The sequence below is a fragment of the Lentzea sp. NPDC058450 genome, from assembly GCF_042721395.1.
GTDB lineage: Bacteria > Actinomycetota > Actinomycetes > Mycobacteriales > Pseudonocardiaceae > Lentzea.
Map to the genome: position 1 here is coordinate 126,579 of NZ_JBHXLO010000006.1, position 19,567 is coordinate 146,145.

Sequence of the window (19,567 nt, forward strand, 5' to 3'; positions counted from 1 at the left end):
GATAAGGGACAGGTATTGACTTTCGTGGTCTAGACCACATACCGTCTGCGCCTACAACACAACATCGTCCCTTGCCGACGGGCGTGCGGAAGCCCCGTTGGCGAGGAGTACGGCTCACTGGTGGGCCACACTCGGCGGTGCCGCGACTCCTGCTCTCCCGGGGGTCGCGCCACCGCCGGTGGCGTTTACTGTGGGTCGTGCACTCCAGGACGGTGGCGATCCACTACGTGCGTGCGGCGCTGCGCGCGTGCCCGGAACCGTCCGCCGTGCTGCTCGGCGCGGGGATCCCGGCCAGCCTCCTCGCGGACGACCGGGCGCGCGTCACGCCCGCCCAGTACACGAAGTTCGTCCAGACGCTCTGGGAAGTCCTCGACGACGAGTTCATGGGCTTCGGTCCGCGACCGTCCAAACGCGGCACGTTCGCGATGATGTGCCTGCTCGCCGTGCACTGCCCGGACCTCGAGTCGGCGCTGCGCAGGGGACTCCAGTTCTACGCGCTCTTCGACCAGCCGCTCGACCTGAGCCTCGACGACGGCCGCTTCACGCTCGTCGTGCCCGGCGACCCCGACCACTTCCTCACCGAGTCGCTGCTCGTGCTGTGGCACCGCTTCTCGTCGTGGCTCATCGGCCGCCGCATCCCGTTGCGGGGCGCGGAGTTCGGCTATCCGGAACCCGCGCACGCCGCCGAGTACCACCTGATCTTCGGCTGCCCGCTGCGGTTCGGTGCCGGCAGCACCACGATCGAGTTCGACCCGAAGTTCCTGCGCATGCCGGTGGTGCAGGACGAGGCGGCGCTGCGGCGGTTCCTGCGGCACTCGCCCGCGGAGCTGTTGTCGCGCAGGGACCACGGCGCGGACACGGCGGGGCACGTGCGCAGGCTGCTCGGGCGCGGCACGACCGGGCTGGAGGCGGTGGCGGCACAGCTGGGGGTGTCGGCGCCGACGCTGCGCAGAAGACTGGCCACCGAGGGAACGTCGTTCCGCGAGGTGCGCGAGCAGTTGCTGCGCGACCAGGCGGTCGCGTCTCTGGTGCGCGGTGGCGAGTCGGTGGAGGAACTGGCGCTGCGCCTCGGGTTCTCCGAGGCGAGCGCCTTCCACCGGGCCTTCAAGCGGTGGACCGGTTCGTCACCGGGTTCCTACCGCGCCTAGAACTTGTCGCGCTCCCGCAGCGAGGCCGGCGGACGGAACCGTTCGCCGTAGGTGTCCGCGAGGTAGTCCGCGCGCTCCACGAACGCCTGCACGCCGTAGGAGTTGATGAACTGCAACGTGCCCCCGCTCCACGGCGCGAACCCGAACCCGAAGATCGAGCCGATGTTCGCGTCCGCCACGGACGTCAGCACGCCCTCGTCCAGGCACCGCACGGTCTCCAGCGACTGCACGAACAGCAGCCGGTCCCGCACGTCCTGCTCGGACACCCCCGCGTCGGCCTTCACGAACCGCGTCGTGAGCTCCGGCCACAGGAACTTCTTCGCGCCGTCGGACGGGTACTCGTAGAAGCCCGCACCCGTCGACTTCCCGCTGCGCCCCAACGACACGAGCTCGCGGATCAGGTCGTACGCGGGGCTCTCCGACACCAGCGACGGGTCGTCCGCGAGCGTCTGGTCGTGGATCTTCAGCTGCAACGACAGCGTCACCTCGTCCGAGACGGCCAGAGGACCAACGGCCATGCCGGACTTCTTGGCGACGTTCTCGATCAACGCCGGTGCCACGCCCTCGGCGAGCATCGTGATCGCCTCGATCACGTACGTGCCGAACGTCCGCGAGGTGTAGAAGCCGCGCGAGTCGTTGACCACGATCGGCGTCTTCCCGATCTGCCGCACGTAGTCCAGCGCGCGCTGGAGCGTCTCCTCGGACGTCTTCTCACCGCGGATGATCTCCACGAGCCGCATCTTCGGCACCGGCGAGAAGAAGTGCAGGCCGATGAACCGCTCCGGCGCCGTCACCGCCGACGCGAGCCCGGTGATCGGCAGCGTCGAGGTGTTGGACGCGATCACGGCGTCTCCCAACGCCTTCGCCTCCGCGGCCGGCAGCACCTTGTTCTTGAGCTCGCGGTTCTCGAAGACGGCCTCGATGATCAGGTCGCAGCCGTCGAGGTCGTCGTCGGAGTCGGTCGGCGTGATGCCTTCCAGGCCCTGAGCGCCCTTCTGCGCGCCTTCGAGGCTGACGTCCTTCAGCACCACCTCGATGCCCGCCTTCGCGGACACCTCGGCGATTCCGGCGCCCATCATGCCCGCGCCCAGCACGCCGAGCTTCGCGACCCGACGGCCCGTGGCCGACGCACGGCCGTTGACCTCGTTGAGGTTGAACCAGAACGCCGTGATCATGTTCTTGGAGACCTGACCGGAGGCCAGCTCCACGAAGTAGCGGCCCTCGATCCGCAGCGCCGTGTCGAAGTCGACGTAGGCGCCCTCGACGGCCGTCGCCATGATCTTCTCCGGCGCCGGGTACACGCCGTGCGACTTCTTGCTCAGCACGGCCGGGGCGGCGGCGAGCAGCCCGTAGCTGTTGGGGTCACCGAACTTCAGGTCCGGCACGCCCGCGCCCTGCGCGTCCCACGGCTGCGTCGGCGCCGGGTTGGCGACGATCCACGCGCGGGCCTCGGAGAGGAGCTCCTCGCGCGTCTCCACCACCTGGTGCACGATTCCGGCCTGCAGCGCGCGTTCCGGCCGGAGCTGCTTGCCCTCCATGAGCAACGGCAACGCCTTCTGCACGCCGAGCAGCCGCACCATCCGCGTGACGCCACCGCCACCGGGCAGCAGACCGAGCGTCGCCTCGGGCAGGCCGACGCGGATGCCGTTGTCGTTCAGCACGATCCGGCGGTGCGAGGCCAGCGCGATCTCGAACCCGCCGCCGAGCGCCGACCCGTTGATCGCCGCCACGACCGGCTTGCCGAGCTTCTCCAGCCGCCGCAGCTGCGACTTGAGCTCCTCCACGCCCTCCAACGCCTGCGCGGCGTTCTCCGGCGTGATCGCGATGAGCACGTTCAGGTCGCCACCGGCGAAGAAGGTCTTCTTGGCGGACGTGATGATCACGCCGGTGATCTCGTCGCCCTCGAGCTTCGTGACCGCGTCCCCCATGAGGTCGCGGTACTCGTCGTTCATCACGTTGGCGGAGCCGGACATGTCCATCGTCAGCGTGACGATGCCGTCGGAGTCCTTGTCGTAGTGGAACGGCATGCCTCAGACCCTCTCGATGATCGTCGCGATACCCATGCCGCCGCCCACGCACAACGTGGCGAGCCCGCGGCGCAGGTCCCGGCGCTCCAGCTCGTCCAGCAGCGTGCCGAGGATCATGCAGCCGGTGGCGCCGAGCGGGTGCCCCAGCGCGATCGCGCCGCCGTTGACGTTGACCTTGTCCTCGGGGATGTCCATGTCCCGCAGGAACTTCAGCACGACTGACGAGAACGCCTCGTTGACCTCGAACAGGTCGATGTCCTCGACCGACAGGCCCGCCTTGTCCAGCGCCTTGCGCGCGGACGGCGCCGGCCCGGTCAGCATGATCGTCGGCTCGGTGCCCACGACCGCCACGGACACGATCCGGGCGCGCGGGGTGAGGCCGAGGGCCTTGCCCGCCGCCGCGGACCCGATCAGCATCGCGGCGGAGCCGTCGACGATCTGCGACGAGTTGCCCGGCGTGTGCACGTGCGAGATGCGCTCGACGGTGGGGTAGCGGTCGATCGCGACGGTGTCGTAGCCGAGGTCGCCGTGGAACTGGAAGCTCGGCTTGAGCTTTCCGAGGGACTCCACGGTGGACTCGGGACGGATCGTCTCGTCCTCCTTGAGCACCACCGTGCCGTTCTGGTCGACGACCGGCACGACCGACCGTTCGAACCAGCCGTTCTTCTGCGCCTCGAACGCGAGGGCGTGCGACCGGGCGGCCCACGCGTCGACGTCCGTGCGGGAGAAGCCCTCCAGCGTCGCGATCAGGTCGGCCGAGACGCCCTGCGGCACGAACGACAGGTCGAAGTTCGTGGCGGGGTCGATCGCCCACGCGCCGCCGTCGGAGCCCATCGGCACGCGCGACATCGACTCGACGCCGCCCGCCACCACCAGGTCCTCGAACCCGGACGCGACCTTGGCCGCGGCGAGGTTCACCGACTCGAGGCCCGACGCGCAGAAGCGGTTGAGCTGCACCCCGGCCGGGCGCTGGTCCCAGCCGGCGGCCAGCACGGCCGTGCGGGCGATGTCGCCGCCCTGCTCACCGAGCGGAGACACCACGCCGAACACGACGTCGTCCACCGCGGAGGTGTCGAGGGAGTTGCGTTCGGACAGCGCGCGCAGCACACCGGCGGCCAGATCGACGGGCTTCACGCTGTGCAGCGACCCGCGCTTCCCCTTGCCGCGCGGCGTGCGCACCGCGTCGAAGATCAAGGCTTCGCTCATGACACCACGCTAGGCCCGGTCCGCAGAGCTGGCCATGACCGTGGAGGGTGACCGATTAGCTCACCCGGAACTCCATGTGCTCGGGCTCGTCGACGTCCACGAACCCCAGCCGCCGGTAGAGCCGCCGCGCGGGCAGGTTGTCCTTCCAGACCTGCAGCCGCACGACCTTCCAGCCCTCCTCGGCCGCCCACGTCAGCACGGTCCTGACCAGCGCTTCCCCGAGCCCGCGGCCGCGGTGGGAGTCGCGCACCCACATCGAGTAGAGGTAGAGGCCCTCCGGCTTGGCGGTCGCGGCGACCAGGGCCACCGGCGCGGGGTCGAGCGCGACGAGCTTCAGGCCCTCGCCGGCCCGCTGCCGCCACTCGTCGTCGGTGTAGACCTGCTCGCGGGCCAGCGTCGACCCGAACTCCGCGGGGTCGCTCGCCAGCGCGTCGAGGCGGATGTCGCGCCACAGCGCCCACTCGTCCGGCTCGACCTGGTGGATCTGCATACCGCTCAGTCTGGACGACCGGGGTGGGAATTTCGCTCAGTTTTCCGCTGCTCTGCTGGCGCGGCGGTCATGGCGTGGATCATCGCCCGGTGGTTTCGTGAACGGCATGGCAGAGCGTCGATCGCGGTGGATGGACAGCGACCTGGACCAGTTGCGCCAGCTCGCGCGCACGTTCTTCGAGAAGGAGGTCACGCCGAACGCCGAGCGCTTCGCCGAGCAGAAGCAGGTCGACCGCGACCTGTGGCGCAAGGCCGGTGAGCTCGGGCTGCTGTGCATCAGCATCCCCGAGGAGTACGGCGGTGGCGGCGGCACGTTCGCACATGAGGCCGTGTTGTTGGAGGAGCAGGCACGGGCGGGCGACAGCGCGTGGGGCAACAGCGTCCACAGCGGCATCGTCGCGCACTACCTCAACTCCTACGGCACCGAAGAGCAGAAGCTGCGCTGGCTGCCGAAGCTCGCATCAGGCGAGTACGTCGGCGCGATCGCGATGACCGAACCCGGCGCCGGCTCGGACCTCCAGGGCATCCGGACGAAGGCGATCCGCGAGGGCGACGAGTACGTCATCAACGGCTCGAAGACGTTCATCACCAACGGCGTGCACGCGGACCTCGTCATCGTCGTCGCCAAGACCGACCCGGCTCAGGGCGCCACCGGCATCTCGCTGCTCGTCGTCGAGAACGACATCCGGCGCGGCCGCGTGCTCGACAAGGTCGGCATGAAGGGCCAGGACACCGCCGAGTTGTTCTTCGACGACGTGCGCGTGCCCGCCTCGAACCTCCTCGGCGGCCAGGAGGGGCTCGGGTTCGTCCAGCTCATGCAGCAGCTGCCGCAGGAGCGCCTGATCATCGGCGTCTGCTGCATCGCGGGCATCGAGGCGGCCACGGAGCTGACCCTGAAGTACGTGAAGGAGCGCCAGGCGTTCGGCAAGGAGCTGATCAAGTTCCAGAACACCCGGTTCAAGCTCGCGGAGTGCGCCACCGAGGCGGCCGTGACCAGGGCGTTCATCGACGAGTGCATCGAGAAGCACCTGCGCGGCGAGCTCGACGTGCCGACCGCGGCGATGGCGAAGTGGTGGGCGAGCGACCGGCTGAGCAAGGTCGTCGACGAGTGCGTGCAGCTCTTCGGCGGCTACGGCTACATGAACGAGTACCCGATCGCGCGTGCCTGGTCCGACGCCCGCGTCCAGCGGATCTACGGCGGCACGAACGAGATCATGAAGGAAATCATCGCGAGGTCCTTGTGAGCGGCCCCCTGGCAGGACTCCGCGTCGTCGAGCTGGCCGGGCTCGCGCCCGCGCCGTTCGGGGCCATGGTGCTGGCCGACCTGGGCGCGGACGTGATCCAGGTGCACAAGCCGGGCAGCCGCTCGACCGTTCCCGGCGACTTCCTCACCCGCGGCCGGCGGTCGATCGCGATCGACACCCGCAGGCCCGAGGGCGCCGAGCTGGTGCTGGGCCTGGTCGAGCGCTCGGACGTGCTGATCGAGGGCTTCCGGCCGGGCGTGACCGAACGGCTGGGCATCGGGCCCGCGCAGTGTCTCGCCCGCAACCCGCGCCTTATATACGGACGCATGACCGGCTGGGGGCAGGACGGGCCCCTGGCCGACCGGGCTGGCCACGACATCAACTACATCGCCGTCGCGGGCGCGCTGGAGCCGCTCGGGCGGGCCGGCGGGCCGCCGTCGTTCCCCATCAACCTGCTCGGCGACTTCGGCGGGGGAGGGCTGCTGCTGGCCCTCGGCGTGCTGGCGGCGCTGTACGAAAGGGAACGCTCCGGGCGCGGCCAGGTCGTGGACGCGGCCATGGTCGACGGGGCCGCGTTGCTGACGACGTTCCTGCACGGCATGCGGTCCGCGGGCATGTGGTCCGGCGGCCGCGGCGAGAACATGCTCGACGGTGGAGTGCCGTTCTACGACGTCTACGAAGCCGCGGACGGGCGGTACGTGGCCATCGGCGCGTTGGAGGAGAAGTTCTACGCCGACCTGGTGCGCGTGCTGGGCCTGGAGGAGGCGCCGACCCGCAACGACCCGGCGAACTGGCCTGAGCTGCGGGAACGCATCGCGGCGGCGGTGAAGACCCGGCCGCGGGACGAGTGGGCGGACCTCGCGCGGGACACGGACGCGTGCCTGGCGCCGGTGCTCACCCCGGCCGAGGCGGCGAATCACCCGTACAACGCAGCCCGCAACACTTTCGTGGACGTGTCCGGTTCGTCGCATCCGGCGCCGGCGCCCCGGTTCGACCGCACTCCCGCGGCGGTTCCGACCGCACCTGTTTCGACCGGAACGAACACGGATGAAGTGCTTGCCGACATGGGTGTGGCGGACGACCGAATTATGGAACTGCGGCGGTCTGGAGTAATTGGATGAATGCTCGGGTGCGCATTAAAGGCGCCACGAAGGCGTGACGGTGCGTGATGGGTCGTGTTCGGCATCCGGGTGAGGCCCGGTGCAACAGTCTCGCTTCCAAGCTGTGGGATCCGAGGGAGTCCGTGTTCACCTCGTGCCCAGGACATCGGCGCAGCTGACGCCCGTCTTTAGCCGCCATTCGGGTGACGTTGGCCGCTGTGCAGGCGTGCGCCGCTGGCAGAACCTGGGGAGAGTTTGGCGTGGTCGTTGTTCATCGGCCGGGTGAATGAGGGACCATGACGGGTGACACGGGCGGACTGCCGCCTGACCGGTGAACCACACGGACGGAGAGGTACCTGTGAACCTCAAGAAGGTGCTAGTGCTGGCGGGCGTCGCGCTGGTGCTGTTCCTCCTGATCACCCAGCCCGAGCAGTCCGCTTCGGCGGTCCAGCAGGTCCTCGGCTGGCTGCGGCAGGGCGCGGAGTCGATCATCACCTTCGTCAGGAGCCTCTTCGGCACGGCCACCCCGCTCAGCTAGTGACGGACGGTGATCCTCGACCGTCTGCGTTGAGCCGGACGGGTGGAATGCGGCCAATCACGCACTGGTAACGGGTGTTCTGGGGATTCAGGGTCTGGCGATTGTCAGACCTACCGAATACCTTCCGCTGCAATGGCCGATCCCCGACCGACGAGGAGGCATTGATGGTCGAGGACTCCGGGGTCCACGAGCTGTTGCAGCAGTGGGCGGCTGAACGGTCTGATGACGCAGAGATGCAGGAGGTGAACCGGATCAAGAACGCGTGGCTCGCGGAGGCTCCCCCCTCGGCGCCTGGCATCCCCGTCCAGCGGGGCGGCAGGAGTGGGTCGCGTGGCTTGGTCAAGGTCGACTCGGCGGATCCGGCCTACGTGGCCGCGATGCGCAAGCGGGCGCCGGAGGCACCCGAGGCGATGCTCGCCGCCGCGGCGAGCTACTGGCAGCTGGTGGGCGACGTCGCCGAAGCCGAGCAGTGGTGGGACGCGGGCATCAGCCCGTTGGACCAGCGCGCGCTCGACTACCGCGCGGCCGGCCTCACGCCTGCCGATCTCGGGAGGCGCCTGGGACCGATGACGGTTCTCCAGCACCTTCGTCGTGGTTCTGCCGCGGCCTGGTGCGTTGCTCGTCTGCGGAGGCAGCGCCGGGACGGCGTGGCGTAGTGGAAACGGGCTGTCGGAGGCGGCAGCCCTGCAACCACTCCCCTCGAAGGGCGGCCTCCGTGCGGGAGGCCTCACCCAAGTAGTGTGGAGGTCGTGCGCGGCCTCCTTACTCCCCAACGTGTGCTGATCGCGTTCGCCTGTCTGGCGGCGCTGATCGTCTGTTGCGGGCTCGCGTACTGGCAGTGGCAGCGCTTCGAGTCCGCCAGCGGCACGTTCCAGAACCTCGGGTACGTGCTCCAGTGGCCGCTCTTCGGCCTCTTCCCCCTCTTCATGGTCTGGCGTTTCCGCAAGCTCGCCCGCGAACGCCGTGACGAGGCTCTCTCACCCGAGCCGGTTGCATCCGCTCCGAGGCCGGAAAGTACGGTTGTCGCCGTCAAACCCGCGCCTGTCGAGCACTTCGACGATGACGAAGACGCGGAGCTCGCGGCCTACAACCGCATGCTCGCGGACCTCAACGCGCGGGACGGTCGTTGAGCGAAGGCGGGCAGATGAAGGGTGCGTTGACCCGGTTCAGGGTCATGGCTTACGTGGTCGGAGTCTTCCTGCTGCTCCTGGTCGTGGCGATGGTGCTCAAGTACGCCGCGGACATGGGTGGCGCGATGAAGGTCGTCGGCCCCGTGCACGGGTTCCTCTACGCCATCTACCTGGTGATTTCCGTCGACCTGGCGCTGAAGCTGCGCTGGTCCATCAAGGGCACGGCGCTGGTGCTGCTCGCCGGCACGATCCCGTTCCTGTCGTTCTGGGCGGAGCGCAAGGTGGTCGAGAAGACGGCGCAGGGCGTGCCGCTGTGACGTTTGGCCTGCTAGCGTCTGGGGCTACCAACTGAACACGGCCGTCGATGTCGCGCGGGAGAGCTCCCTTCGATGGGAGCACCGTAGGAGCAACTCCTCCCCGGAATCTCTCAGGTACAGGTACCGCACGACGAAGGCAACTCTGGAAAGCAGGCTGCTCGGCAGCCTCGCCCACGGTGCAAGTCACGCTCGTCGTGGCGAAGCTCTCAGGCTCATGACAGAGGGGGAGGCTCGCTCAAGTGAGGAGTCTCCGATGGACCGTGTCATTCTTCTGATGCCTCAGCCGGCCGCGTCCGGCTCTTCGGCGCACCCTGGAGGAGCGTTCTGATGTCCCGCCTCACGCCTCTGAACGCCGAGCACGAGCAGCTCGGCGCGATGTTCACCGACTTCGCGGGCTGGCGGATGCCGCTGCGCTACTCGTCCGAGCTCGCGGAGCACCACGCGGTGCGCCAGACCGCGGGCCTGTTCGACCTCACGCACATGGGTGAGATCGTGCTGACCGGTCCGCAGGCGGGGCAGGCCCTCGACTACGCGCTGGTCGGGCACATCTCGGCGCTGGCCGTCGGCAAAGCCCGCTACACGATGATCACCCAGGCCGACGGCGGCGTGATCGACGACCTGATCGTGTACCGCCTCGGCGACGAGGAGTTCATGGTCGTCGCGAACGCCTCCAACGCTTCAGTGGTGGCTGAAGCGCTGGTCGAGCGCGCGGCCGGGTTCGACACCGTCGTCACCGACAAGTCGACGGACTACGCGTTGATCGCGATCCAGGGCCCGAAGTCGGTCGAGATCCTCTCCGGACTCACCGAGACGGACCTGTCCACGGTCAAGTACTACGCCTCGTACCCGTCGAAGGTCGCCGGCGTCGACGCGCTGCTGGCCCGCACCGGCTACACCGGCGAGGAGGGCTTCGAGCTGTTCGTCGCCCCCGCCGACGCGTCCGCCGTCTGGGCCGCGTTGCTGGAGGCAGGCGAGGCGCACGAGCTCAAGCCGTGCGGTCTCGGCTGCCGCGACACGCTGCGCCTCGAAGCCGGGATGCCGTTGTACGGCAACGAGCTCACCACGTCGCTGACGCCGTACCACGCCGGTCTCGGTCGCGTCGTGAAGCTCGACAAGCCGGGTGACTTCGTGGGCCGCGACGCGCTGACGAAGGTGTCGGAGTCCGATGTGGACTCGGTCCTGGTCGGACTGAAGACGCCCGAGCGCCGTGCCCCGCGGCACGGGTACGCGGTCCTGAACGGCGACGACGTCGTGGGCGAGGTGACGTCGGGCGCGCTGTCCCCGACCCTCGGCTACTCCGTCGCAATGGCCTACGTGAACCGGGCCAGTGCCGAGCCGGGCACCCCACTGCTGGTCGACGTCCGCGGCAAGAAGCAGCCGGTCGAGGTCGTCGCCCTTCCGTTCTACAAGCGCGCCAAGTAAGGGAGATCTTCCAGATGTCCGACCAGTTCAACGCTTCCCTCGCGGAGTACGACCCCGAGGTGGCGCAGGCCGTGGCGGCCGAGCTGGCGCGCCAGCAGGGCACGCTCGAGATGATCGCCTCGGAGAACTTCACCCCGGTCTCCGTCCTGCAGGCGCAGGGCTCGGTGCTGACGAACAAGTACGCCGAGGGCTACCCGGGCCGCCGCTACTACGGCGGCTGCGAGCACGTGGACGTCGTCGAGCGCCTCGCCATCGAGCGCATCAAGTCGCTCTTCGGCGCGGGCTTCGCGAACGTCCAGCCGCACTCCGGCGCCCAGGCCAACGCGGCCGCCATGTTCGCGCTGCTCCAGCCCGGCGACACGATCCTCGGCCTGGACCTCGCGCACGGCGGTCACCTGACGCACGGCATGCGCATCAACTTCTCCGGCAAGCTCTACAACGTCGTGCCGTACCACGTCTCCGACGGTGACGGCCGCGTCGACATGGCCGAGGTCGAGCGCCTCGCCCAGGAGCACCGCCCGAAGCTGATCGTCGCCGGCTGGTCCGCGTACCCGCGTCAGCTGGACTTCGCCGAGTTCCGCCGCATCGCGGACTCGGTCGAGGCCTACCTGATGGTCGACATGGCGCACTTCGCCGGCCTCGTCGCCGCGGGCCTGCACCCGTCGCCCGTGCCGCACGCGCACGTCACGACGACCACGACCCACAAGACCCTCGGCGGTCCCCGTGGCGGCGTGATCCTCTCCAACGAGGCCGACATCGCCAAGAAGATCAACTCGGCGGTGTTCCCCGGCCAGCAGGGCGGCCCGCTGGAGCACGTGATCGCGGCGAAGGCCGTGGCGTTCAAGCACGCCGCGTCGCCCGAGTTCGCCGACCGCCAGCGCCGCACGCTGGAAGGTGCGCGCATCCTGGCCGACCGCCTGTCCCAGGCCGACGTGGCCGCGGCGGGCGTGAAGGTCCTCACCGGCGGCACGGACGTCCACCTGGTCCTGGTCGACCTGGTCAACTCCGAGCTCGACGGCAAGCAGGCCGAGGACGTTCTGCACCAGATCGGCATCACGGTCAACCGCAACGCCGTTCCGAACGACCCGCGTCCGCCGATGGTGACGTCGGGTCTGCGGATCGGCACGCCGGCGCTCGCGACCCGCGGGTTCGGCGAGGTGGACTTCACCGAGGTCGCCGACGTGATCGCGGAGGCCCTCAAGCCGGGCGCCGCCGTCGACGAGCTGCGTGCGCGCGTCGAGGTGCTGGCGGCGAAGCACCCGCTGTACTCCACGCTCTGATTCTGACGACGAAGGGGCGCCACCGGGATCCGGTGGCGCCCCTTCGTTCTACCCGGAGCGAAAACGACGGGAACCCCGGCCCCTTCCCCAGGGCCGGGGTATCACCGTGTCAGGGTGTTGTGTCTTTCAGATGGACCGTCCTAACGGGACTGTGGGGTGTTACGCAGCGGGTGCCACGACCGTTCCAGGCGGGAGGCACTCGACGTTGCGCTTGCCGTCGGGCTGGATCACGAACCAGGTGTTGCCGATGCCCTGGCCGGCCCACTTACCGGGAGCCGGGTCCTTCGAGTAGGTGTAGAGGGCCCAGCCGTCGATCGCGACCTGCTTCTTGCCGTCGGCGCGGGTGATCAGCGACACCAGCTTCGAGTCGACGCCTTCGAGCTGCGGAACCGTGTCCGACAGCACCGGCGGCCACGTCACGGCGCACTGGTCGTTGCAGTTGGACTTGCCTTCGGGCTTCGGGACGTCCTTGTCGAAGCGGTAGAGGGTCCGGCCGTCGCCGTCCTGGACCACGTTGCCCATCTTCTCGACGGCCTTGCCCACCAGCTTGATCGAGCTCACCGGCGCTGCGGCCGGGGGCTGCGCCTGCTGCTGCGCGGGAGCTTCCGGGGCCTGCTGCTGCACCTGGGTTTCGGGCGCCTGCGCGGGCTCCTGGAGTACCGGGGGCTGACCCACGTCGCCGTAGTCACCGAGGACGCCCAGGTCGGTTTCGGTCTGTGCCACCGGCTTGGAGTTGCTCGAGCCACTGCCCGTGGCGCTCCAGACACCCAGACCCAGCACAACTGCCAGTCCCGCGGCGAGCCCGATGGCGATGCGGTTACGTCGGATCACACTCATGTCCTCCTTGTCCATCTGTTCGCTCTATCGAGGCCATACGGCCGGGGTTGCGTCTCGGTTCAGAAACGAACCGAACCTCTTGCTGTCTCGAACGTCTGGCGGAGCCAGGTCACGCAGGAGGTGCAAGGTGGTCGTCGCTGGTCAGCTGGCGGGAATGGCCGAACGGGTGCTGGGTGCGCCGTTGCCGATCGGATTTCGGGCGTGGGACGGGAGCGTGGCGGGTCCGCAGGACGGGACGGTCCTCGTGATCCGCTCCCGCGACGCGCTGCGGCGGCTCGTGTGGAGTCCGAACGAGCTGGGCCTCGCGCGCGCGTACGTGAGCGGGGAGCTCGACGTGGAGGGCGACCTCGCGGAGGGGCTCTCGCAGATCTGGGGTCTCGTGCGCCGGGGCGTGACGCGCCGGCCGCGGTTGGCGGAGGTGGCGAAGCTCGCCGTGAAGTTGAAGGTGCTCGGGCCCAACCCGGACGCGCCGCGCGAGGAGGCGCGGCTGCGCGGGGCGTTGCACTCGAAGGGGCGCGACCGTGATGCCATTTCGCATCACTACGACCTGAGCAACGACTTCTACCAACTCGTGCTCGACCCGAGCATGGCCTACTCGTGCGCGTACTTCACGTCCGAGGACGAGTCGGTCGCCGACGCGCAGCACAACAAGCTCGACCTCGTCTGCCGCAAGCTCGGCCTGGAGCCGGGCATGCGCCTGCTCGACGTCGGCTGCGGCTGGGGTTCGATGATCATCCACGCGGCGAAGCACTACGGCGTGCACGCCACGGGCGTGACGATCTCGGCCCAGCAGCGGGCGCACATCCTGAAGCGCATCGAGGCCGAGGGGCTGACCGGCCGGGTCGAGGTGCGCCTGCAGGACTACCGCGAGGTGGCCGACGAGCCCTTCGACGCGATCTCCACCATCGAGATGGGCGAGCACGTCGGCGAGAGCAACTACCCGACGTACGCCGCGACGTTGTTCCGGCTGCTGAAGCCCGAGGGACGCCTGCTGCTGCAGCAGATGTCGCGCGGCCACAACGCACCCGGCGGCGGCGCGTTCATCGAGTCGTACGTCGCCCCGGACATGCACATGCGCCCGGTGAGCGCCACGACCGGCTTCCTGGAGGCGGCCGGCCTGGAGATCCGTGATGTGCACGCGCTGCGCGAGCACTACGTTTGGACGGTGCGCGCGTGGGCGGAGACCCTGGAGGAGCGCTGGGACGACGTCGTCGCGCTCGTGGGCGAGGGCCAGGCGCGAGTCTGGCGCCTGTACCTCGCGGGTGGCGCGCTGACGTTCGAGGAGGGACGGATGGGCGTGGACCAGATCCTCGCGGTGCGCCGCAGCGAGAACGGCCGCAGCGGCATGCCGCGCGTGCGTCGTGAGCTGGTGGCCCGATGAGCTACCTGATCACCCTGCTCGCCGTTCTCCTGTTGCTGAGCGGCCTGTTCCTGTACGCCGACTCCCGCAAGCGCTACGACCTCATCGACTCCGTGTGGGGCCCGGGCTTCGCGGTGATCGCGGTGCTGACGCTCCTGTTCGCGGACGGCGACCTCGTCCGGCAACTCGTCGTCACGGCACTCACCGCCGTGTGGGGCGTGCGCCTGGGCGTGCACATCCACTCCCGCAACCGGGGCAAGGACGAGGACCCCCGCTACCAGGACATCCTGAGGCGCGCCAAGGGAAACCCGCGCCTGCGGATGTACCGGGTGTACCTGCTGCAGGCCGTCCTGATGTGGATCGTGTCGCTGCCCGTCCAGGCCGCGCAGCACTTCTCGGCGCCGTTCGGCTGGCTGGACTGGCTCGGCGTCGGCGTGTGGGTGGTCGGCTTCCTCTTCGAGGCGATCGGCGACTACCAGCTCTCGCAGTTCCGGGCGGACCCGGCGAACAAGGGCTCCGTGATGGACCGCGGCCTCTGGCGCTACACCAGGCACCCCAACTACTTCGGCGACTCGGTCGTCTGGTGGGGACTGTTCCTGTTCGCCCTGCACTCGTGGCAGGGGGCGCTCACGATCATCGGCCCGATCGTCATGACCTGGCTGCTGGCCAAGGGCAGCGGCAAACCGCTGCTGGAGAAGGACATCGTGTCGCGCCGCCCCGGCTACGCGGACTACGTGCAGCGGACCAGCGGCTTCTTCCCGCTGCCGCCGAAGAGCAAGGTGGGCTGAACCCGGCACGGGCTGAGCCGGGGCGCACCTCGGCTCAGCCCGCCCGACGCCCCGTGCCATGGGCCTGCGCGGGTTAGTGTGGCCGGGTGGGCAATGACATCTCGTTTCCGCGCCAACAGGCGCGCACCCAGCGGTTCACCGTCGGCGCACCGAGGACCTTCGCGGTGTCGTCGGACGGTGGCCGTGTCTTCTTCCTGCGTCCGGCGACGGCCACGAGCCGTGCGAACGGGCTGTGGGAGCTGAACACCGAGACCGGCGTCGAGCGGCTGCTCGCCGACCCGGCGGCGCTCCTGTCCGATCCCGAGGACCTGCCGGCCGAGGAGAAGGCCCGGCGGGAGCGGACCCGGGAGTCCGGGGCGGGCATCGTGGGGTACGCGTTGTCGCGCGACTCGTCGGTGGCCTCGTTCGCGTTGTCGGGCAGGCTGTTCGTGGCCGACCTGACCGAGGGCACCGCCAGGGAGCTGCCCACGCAGGGGGGTGTCATCGACCCCCGCGTCGACCCGACGGGGCAGCGTGTGGCGTACGTCACGCGCGGCACGCTCAGGGTCGTCGAGCTCGGCACGGGTGACGACTACGCGGTCGCGGTGCCGGACGGTGAGGACGTCACGTTCGGGCTGGCCGAGTTCATCGCGGCCGAGGAGATGTCGCGGTACCGCGGGTACTGGTGGGAGCCGAACGGCACCCGGCTGATCGCCGCGCGCGTGAACAACTCCGAGGTGCGGCGCTGGTTCATCGCGGACCCGGCGAACCCCGCCACGGCGGCCACCGAGATCGCCTACCCGGCGGCCGGCACGACCAACGCCGAGGTGTCGCTGCACGTGGTGTCGCTGGACGGCACGTTCGTGCCGGTGCTGGTGGAGTTCGACTACCTCAACGACGTTCATTGGTCGTCCGGCGGTGCGCCGCTGATCGTCACGCAGACCCGTGACCAGCGCACTCGGCGCATCTACACGCTGACGCCCGACACCGGCGCGGTCGCCGAGCTCGTCGAGGAGACCGACCCGGTGTGGCTCGAGGTCACCGACGGCGCCCCCGCCTGGACGCCGGACGGCCGGCTCGTGCGGATCGTCTGCGAGGGCGACGAGTACGCGCTCCAGGTCGGCGACGACGTGGTGACGTCCGGCCTGCAGGTGCGCCGGGTGCTCGACGTGCGGGACGACTCGATCCTGATCGCCGCCTCCGAGGACGACCCCACACAGACGCACGTCTACGAGGTCGGCGGGAAGACCGAACGACTGTCCACAACGGACGGTGTCAACTCGGCGATCCGGGGCGGCCGGACGGTTGTGCTCGTTTCGGCCACTTTGGACACTTACGGGGCCAGGGCGACGGTCGGCGACCACGTGATCGAGTCGTGGGCCGACACGCCGGTCATCAGGGCGCGGCCGAAGATGCTCGTCCTGGGCGAGCGGGAGCTTCGCGGCGCCCTGCTGCTGCCGAGCGACCACGTGCAGGGCACCAAGCTGCCGGTCCTGATGGACCCGTACGGCGGTCCGCACGCCCAGCGCGTGGTGTCGGCCCAGAACGCCTTCCTGGCGTCCCAGTGGCTCGCTGACCAGGGTTTCGCGGTCCTCGTGGTGGACGGTCGCGGCACGCCCGGCCGCGGGCTGAAGTGGGAGCGCGAGATCGCGTTCGACTTCGCCGGAGCCACCCTCGAGGACCAGGTGGACGCGCTCGAAGCGGCCGCGAAGATCGAACCCGACCTCGACCTCACCAGGGTCGCGATCCGCGGCTGGTCCTACGGCGGCTACCTGTCCGCGCTGGCCGTCCTGCGCCGCCCCGACGTCTTCCACGCGGGCATCGCGGGCGCCCCGGTGACCGACTGGCGCCTCTACGACACCCACTACACCGAGCGCTACCTCGGCCACCCGGACGAGAAGCCCGAGGTCTACGACACCAACTCGCTCATCGATGACGCGGACAAGCTGTCCCGCCCGTTGATGATCATCCACGGCCTCGCCGACGACAACGTCGTGGCCGCGCACACCCTGCGCCTGTCCAGCGCCCTGCTGGCCGCGGGCCGCCCGCACACCGTGCTGCCGCTCTCGGGCGTCACGCACATGACCCCGCAGGAACAGGTCGCCGAGAACCTGTTGCTCCTCCAGGTCGACTTCCTCAAGCAGTCGCTGGCGTAACGAGAACGGGGCGCTTCCCCCGAAAGGGAAGCGCCCCGTTCACCAAGCAGATCAGGCCAGCGACTGCCGCACCCGGTACGGCGGAATGCTGTTGCCCACCAACGCCAGGTCGTCGATCGACTCCGGCTGGTAGCCGGCCGTCTTCAACCGCTCGACCATCAGCGCGGTCGGGTCCTCGACGACGTCCGCGCGCCCGAACAGGTACGCCCACTCGTGCTCGTCGGAGCCGTAGTACGCGACCGTGTCGAACACCTCGTTGAACCGCTGCCACGAGCGGATCAGCGTGGTGTTGCGCCACATCGTCTGGCAACCGGACTGGTTGACCACGACGCCACCGGGACGCAGCAGCGCCTTGCACATGCGCAGGAAGTCGGCGCCGTACAGACGGTTGTGCTGCGCCTCCTCCTCGCGCTCGTCGGGCAGGTCCACCAGCACGATGTCGTACTTCTCCGACGTCGTGCGGATGTACTCGAACCCGTCGATGTACTGCACCCGGATCGGGCCGTCGCCCTTCTCGGCGAGCGCCAGCTCCTCCAGCGTGTAGCCGTACGGCAGGTGCTCCGCGCACAGCTTCACGGCCTGCTCGTCGATGTCGATGTGGTCGACGACCGACGCGCCGTGCTCGACGGCCATCTGACACACGACACCCTCGGAGGAGCCGATGACCAGCACGCGCTCGACGGTGTCGGCCAGCAGCAGCGCCGGCACCATCAGGGCCTCGTGGTAGGTCAGCTGGCTGAACTCCGTCGACTGGCGGTCGTCGTCGCAGAACAACGACAACCCCTGGGCCGTACGGGCGATCACCAGGTGCTGGAAGTCGGTCTTGGTGTCGACCAGCACCTCGTCCACGCGCCAGTGGCGGGTCATGCCCTCGGCGAGCGGCTCGTTGATGACGTTCACGCGGCGTGCTCCTTGATGCCACGAGTGACGACATCCGTGCTCACATGAGCGGCGCCCAGGGCGTCAGCGAGTAGCTGGACGGCGAGTGCGGGTTTTGCACGGGTACCGCAGGTGAACACGTCGACGAACACCGACCCCACTTCGGGATAGGTGTGGATCGACGCATGGGATTCCGACAGCAGGGCCAGCACGGTGACTCCTTGAGGATCGAACTTCTTGGAGATCACCTCCAGCACGGTTGCGTCGGCCTGCGTGAGAACCTCACCAAGGGCGTGCTTCAGGAACTGCTCGTCATCGAGTAGTTCCGCACTCACGCCCGAGAGCTCTGCAAGTACGTGCTGTCCCGCGAACAAACCGACGGTCTCCTCGGTCTGACAGGGCGCTTCGGACATCAATCACTCCAAACTATGTGAATTTCAACGGACTTCAGACGCAGTACGTGGCCAACGGCGGGAAGCCGTTGAAGCACACGGACGAATAGGAGGAGGTGTAGGCGCCCGCGTGGAGGATGTCCACGTGGTCACCGGCCACCAGGTCGAGCGGCAGGTCGTAGCGGGTGTGCTGGTAGATCACGTCGTCCGCGTCGCACGTCGGACCGGCCAGCACGATCGGGCCGACGGGGCCGCCGTCGCGCGAGGTCCGCAGCGCGTACGCGATCGCCTCGCCCTCGGTCTCGGCGAGTCCCTGGTAGCGGCCGATGTCGATGTACACCCAGCGGCGTTCGTCCGAATAGGACTTCCGCGACACCAGGACCACCGAGGAGCGGATCATCCCGGCCTCGGCGGAGATCGCCCGGCCCGGTTCGATCATCACCCTGGGCCGCACGGCGCCGAAGTGCCGCGCGACCGAGGCCTCGATGGCGTCGGCGAACGACTCCAGCGACGGCGTGGACTCCTGGTACACGGCGGGAAGCCCGCCGCCCAGGTTCACCGTCGACGTCTCGATGCCCTCCGCGCGCAGCTTCGCGGCGATCAGGGCGGCGTCGGCGATGCCGGAGTCCCAGCCCTGCACGGAGAGCTGCTGCGACCCCGCGTGGAACGCGACGCCGAGAGGAACGAGCCCCAACCCGTGCGCCAGCCGCAAGAGATCCGTCGCCATCTCCGGATCGCAACCGAACTTGTTGCCGAACGGGTAGGTGGAACCCTTGCTGTGGACGAGAATCCGCACCAGCACGGACGAACCGGGCGCGTGGGACGCGACGAACCGCACGTCCTGCTCGCTGTCCGACACGAACATCCGCACACCGCGCGAGTACGCGTACGCGATGTCGGCGGCCTTCTTGATGGGGTTGCTGTAGGAGATCGACGACGGCTCGGCGCCGCGCGCCAGGCACAGGTCGATCTCCGCGGGCGACGCCACGTCGAAGTGCGACCCCTGCTCGACCAGCGTGCCGACCACGTCGGACTCGGGGTTGGACTTGACCGCGTAGAAGATGTCGACGGACGGCATCGCGGCGTGAATCGCCTGGTAGCGCGCGCGAATCGTCTCGAGGTCGATCACCAGACACGGTGTCGACGGGTTCTCCTGGTCCAGGAAACGCCGAATACGAGCCTCTGCCTCGGTGCGCCGATCAACGGCGAAGCTCTCGGTCATTTCCCCAGGGGTCCCCCTTCATCCGCCTCGCGTTCCGTACGCGGGCACGGCCG

19 protein-coding genes and 2 riboswitches are annotated in these 19,567 nt (G+C 69.1%); of the genes, 12 read left to right on the forward strand and 7 right to left on the reverse strand.

What is annotated here, in order from left to right; translation table 11 throughout:
• Positions 1-197: 197 nt before the first annotated feature.
• On the forward strand, positions 198-1,148 hold the full coding sequence (locus tag ACFWNN_RS12200; RefSeq protein ID WP_382439940.1) for an AraC family transcriptional regulator: 951 nt from the start codon (positions 198-200) through the stop codon (positions 1,146-1,148).
• Here ACFWNN_RS12200 and ACFWNN_RS12205 read toward each other — a convergent pair.
• Genes ACFWNN_RS12205 through ACFWNN_RS12215 form a run of 3 tightly spaced genes read right to left on the reverse strand, consistent with a single transcriptional unit; the run spans position 1,145 to position 4,871 of the window.
• Positions 1,145-3,175, reverse strand: coding sequence for a 3-hydroxyacyl-CoA dehydrogenase NAD-binding domain-containing protein (locus tag ACFWNN_RS12205; protein ID WP_382439941.1), 2,031 nt, complete (start codon positions 3,173-3,175; stop codon positions 1,145-1,147). The genes ACFWNN_RS12200 and ACFWNN_RS12205 overlap by 4 nt on opposite strands.
• Positions 3,176-3,178: 3 nt before the next feature.
• Positions 3,179-4,381 (reverse strand): acetyl-CoA C-acetyltransferase, encoded by a 1,203-nt coding sequence (locus ACFWNN_RS12210; protein ID WP_382439942.1) that lies wholly within the window; start codon positions 4,379-4,381, stop codon positions 3,179-3,181.
• A gap of 55 nt (positions 4,382-4,436) precedes the next feature.
• On the reverse strand, positions 4,437-4,871 hold the full coding sequence (locus tag ACFWNN_RS12215) for a GNAT family N-acetyltransferase (protein WP_382439943.1): 435 nt from the start codon (positions 4,869-4,871) through the stop codon (positions 4,437-4,439).
• A gap of 106 nt (positions 4,872-4,977) precedes the next feature.
• Between ACFWNN_RS12215 and ACFWNN_RS12220 the strand changes: the two genes are divergently transcribed.
• The 8 genes from ACFWNN_RS12220 to glyA all read left to right on the forward strand — a co-directional run bounded on the left by ACFWNN_RS12220 (position 4,978) and on the right by glyA (position 11,901).
• Complete coding sequence (locus tag ACFWNN_RS12220) at positions 4,978-6,114, forward strand: acyl-CoA dehydrogenase family protein (RefSeq protein WP_382439944.1); 1,137 nt, start codon at positions 4,978-4,980, stop codon at positions 6,112-6,114.
• A complete protein-coding gene (locus tag ACFWNN_RS12225; RefSeq protein ID WP_382439945.1) occupies positions 6,111-7,235 on the forward strand; it encodes a CaiB/BaiF CoA transferase family protein in 1,125 nt (374 codons plus the stop codon). Before ACFWNN_RS12220 ends, ACFWNN_RS12225 begins: the two co-directional genes overlap by 4 nt.
• A gap of 337 nt (positions 7,236-7,572) precedes the next feature.
• Positions 7,573-7,752 carry a hypothetical protein gene (locus ACFWNN_RS12230; RefSeq protein ID WP_266041674.1) on the forward strand — a complete coding sequence of 60 codons (180 nt, stop codon included), beginning with the start codon at positions 7,573-7,575 and terminating at the stop codon, positions 7,750-7,752.
• A gap of 164 nt (positions 7,753-7,916) precedes the next feature.
• Positions 7,917-8,408 (forward strand): helix-turn-helix transcriptional regulator, encoded by a 492-nt coding sequence (locus ACFWNN_RS12235; RefSeq protein WP_382439946.1) that lies wholly within the window; start codon positions 7,917-7,919, stop codon positions 8,406-8,408.
• A 93-nt stretch (positions 8,409-8,501) separates the two neighbouring features.
• Entirely contained in the window at positions 8,502-8,882 is a 381-nt protein-coding gene (locus ACFWNN_RS12240) for a hypothetical protein (RefSeq protein ID WP_382439947.1), read from the forward strand.
• A gap of 14 nt (positions 8,883-8,896) precedes the next feature.
• The gene (locus ACFWNN_RS12245) at positions 8,897-9,199 is read left to right on the forward strand and encodes a DUF3817 domain-containing protein (RefSeq protein ID WP_363776122.1); all 303 of its coding nucleotides are present in this window, start codon (positions 8,897-8,899) and stop codon (positions 9,197-9,199) included.
• Between the two features lie 45 nt (positions 9,200-9,244).
• Positions 9,245-9,335: riboswitch (glycine riboswitch) on the forward strand.
• Positions 9,336-9,430: riboswitch (glycine riboswitch) on the forward strand.
• Between the two features lie 96 nt (positions 9,431-9,526).
• Positions 9,527-10,621, forward strand: coding sequence for a glycine cleavage system aminomethyltransferase GcvT (gcvT, locus tag ACFWNN_RS12250; protein ID WP_382439948.1), 1,095 nt, complete (start codon positions 9,527-9,529; stop codon positions 10,619-10,621).
• A gap of 14 nt (positions 10,622-10,635) precedes the next feature.
• Positions 10,636-11,901, forward strand: a complete 1,266-nt coding sequence (gene glyA / locus ACFWNN_RS12255) for a serine hydroxymethyltransferase (RefSeq protein ID WP_382439949.1) — start codon at positions 10,636-10,638, stop codon at positions 11,899-11,901.
• 159 nt (positions 11,902-12,060) lie between these two features.
• Here the strand turns inward: glyA and ACFWNN_RS12260 are convergent, their stop codons facing one another.
• On the reverse strand, positions 12,061-12,732 hold the full coding sequence (locus tag ACFWNN_RS12260) for a hypothetical protein (RefSeq protein ID WP_382439950.1): 672 nt from the start codon (positions 12,730-12,732) through the stop codon (positions 12,061-12,063).
• A 160-nt stretch (positions 12,733-12,892) separates the two neighbouring features.
• On the opposite strand from ACFWNN_RS12260, the gene ACFWNN_RS12265 reads away from it, so the two are divergent.
• The 3 genes from ACFWNN_RS12265 (at position 12,893) to ACFWNN_RS12275 (ending at position 17,021) form a co-directional block, all read left to right on the forward strand.
• Positions 12,893-14,119, forward strand: coding sequence for a class I SAM-dependent methyltransferase (locus tag ACFWNN_RS12265; protein WP_382440128.1), 1,227 nt, complete (start codon positions 12,893-12,895; stop codon positions 14,117-14,119).
• The gene (locus tag ACFWNN_RS12270; protein ID WP_382439951.1) at positions 14,116-14,886 is read left to right on the forward strand and encodes a DUF1295 domain-containing protein; all 771 of its coding nucleotides are present in this window, start codon (positions 14,116-14,118) and stop codon (positions 14,884-14,886) included. The genes ACFWNN_RS12265 and ACFWNN_RS12270 overlap by 4 nt, the downstream gene beginning before the upstream one ends.
• A gap of 86 nt (positions 14,887-14,972) precedes the next feature.
• Positions 14,973-17,021 carry a prolyl oligopeptidase family serine peptidase gene (locus ACFWNN_RS12275; RefSeq protein ID WP_382439952.1) on the forward strand — a complete coding sequence of 683 codons (2,049 nt, stop codon included), beginning with the start codon at positions 14,973-14,975 and terminating at the stop codon, positions 17,019-17,021.
• A gap of 51 nt (positions 17,022-17,072) precedes the next feature.
• Here ACFWNN_RS12275 and ACFWNN_RS12280 read toward each other — a convergent pair whose 3' ends face one another.
• From ACFWNN_RS12280 to ACFWNN_RS12290, 3 genes are read right to left on the reverse strand one after another with little or no spacing between them, the layout of a single operon-like run.
• Complete coding sequence (locus ACFWNN_RS12280) at positions 17,073-17,888, reverse strand: spermidine synthase (RefSeq protein ID WP_382440129.1); 816 nt, start codon at positions 17,886-17,888, stop codon at positions 17,073-17,075.
• A gap of 29 nt (positions 17,889-17,917) precedes the next feature.
• Positions 17,918-18,313, reverse strand: coding sequence for an adenosylmethionine decarboxylase (speD, locus tag ACFWNN_RS12285; RefSeq protein ID WP_382439953.1), 396 nt, complete (start codon positions 18,311-18,313; stop codon positions 17,918-17,920).
• A 34-nt stretch (positions 18,314-18,347) separates the two neighbouring features.
• A complete protein-coding gene (locus ACFWNN_RS12290) occupies positions 18,348-19,514 on the reverse strand; it encodes a type III PLP-dependent enzyme (RefSeq protein ID WP_382439954.1) in 1,167 nt (388 codons plus the stop codon).
• Between the last annotated feature and the right edge of the window lie 53 nt (positions 19,515-19,567).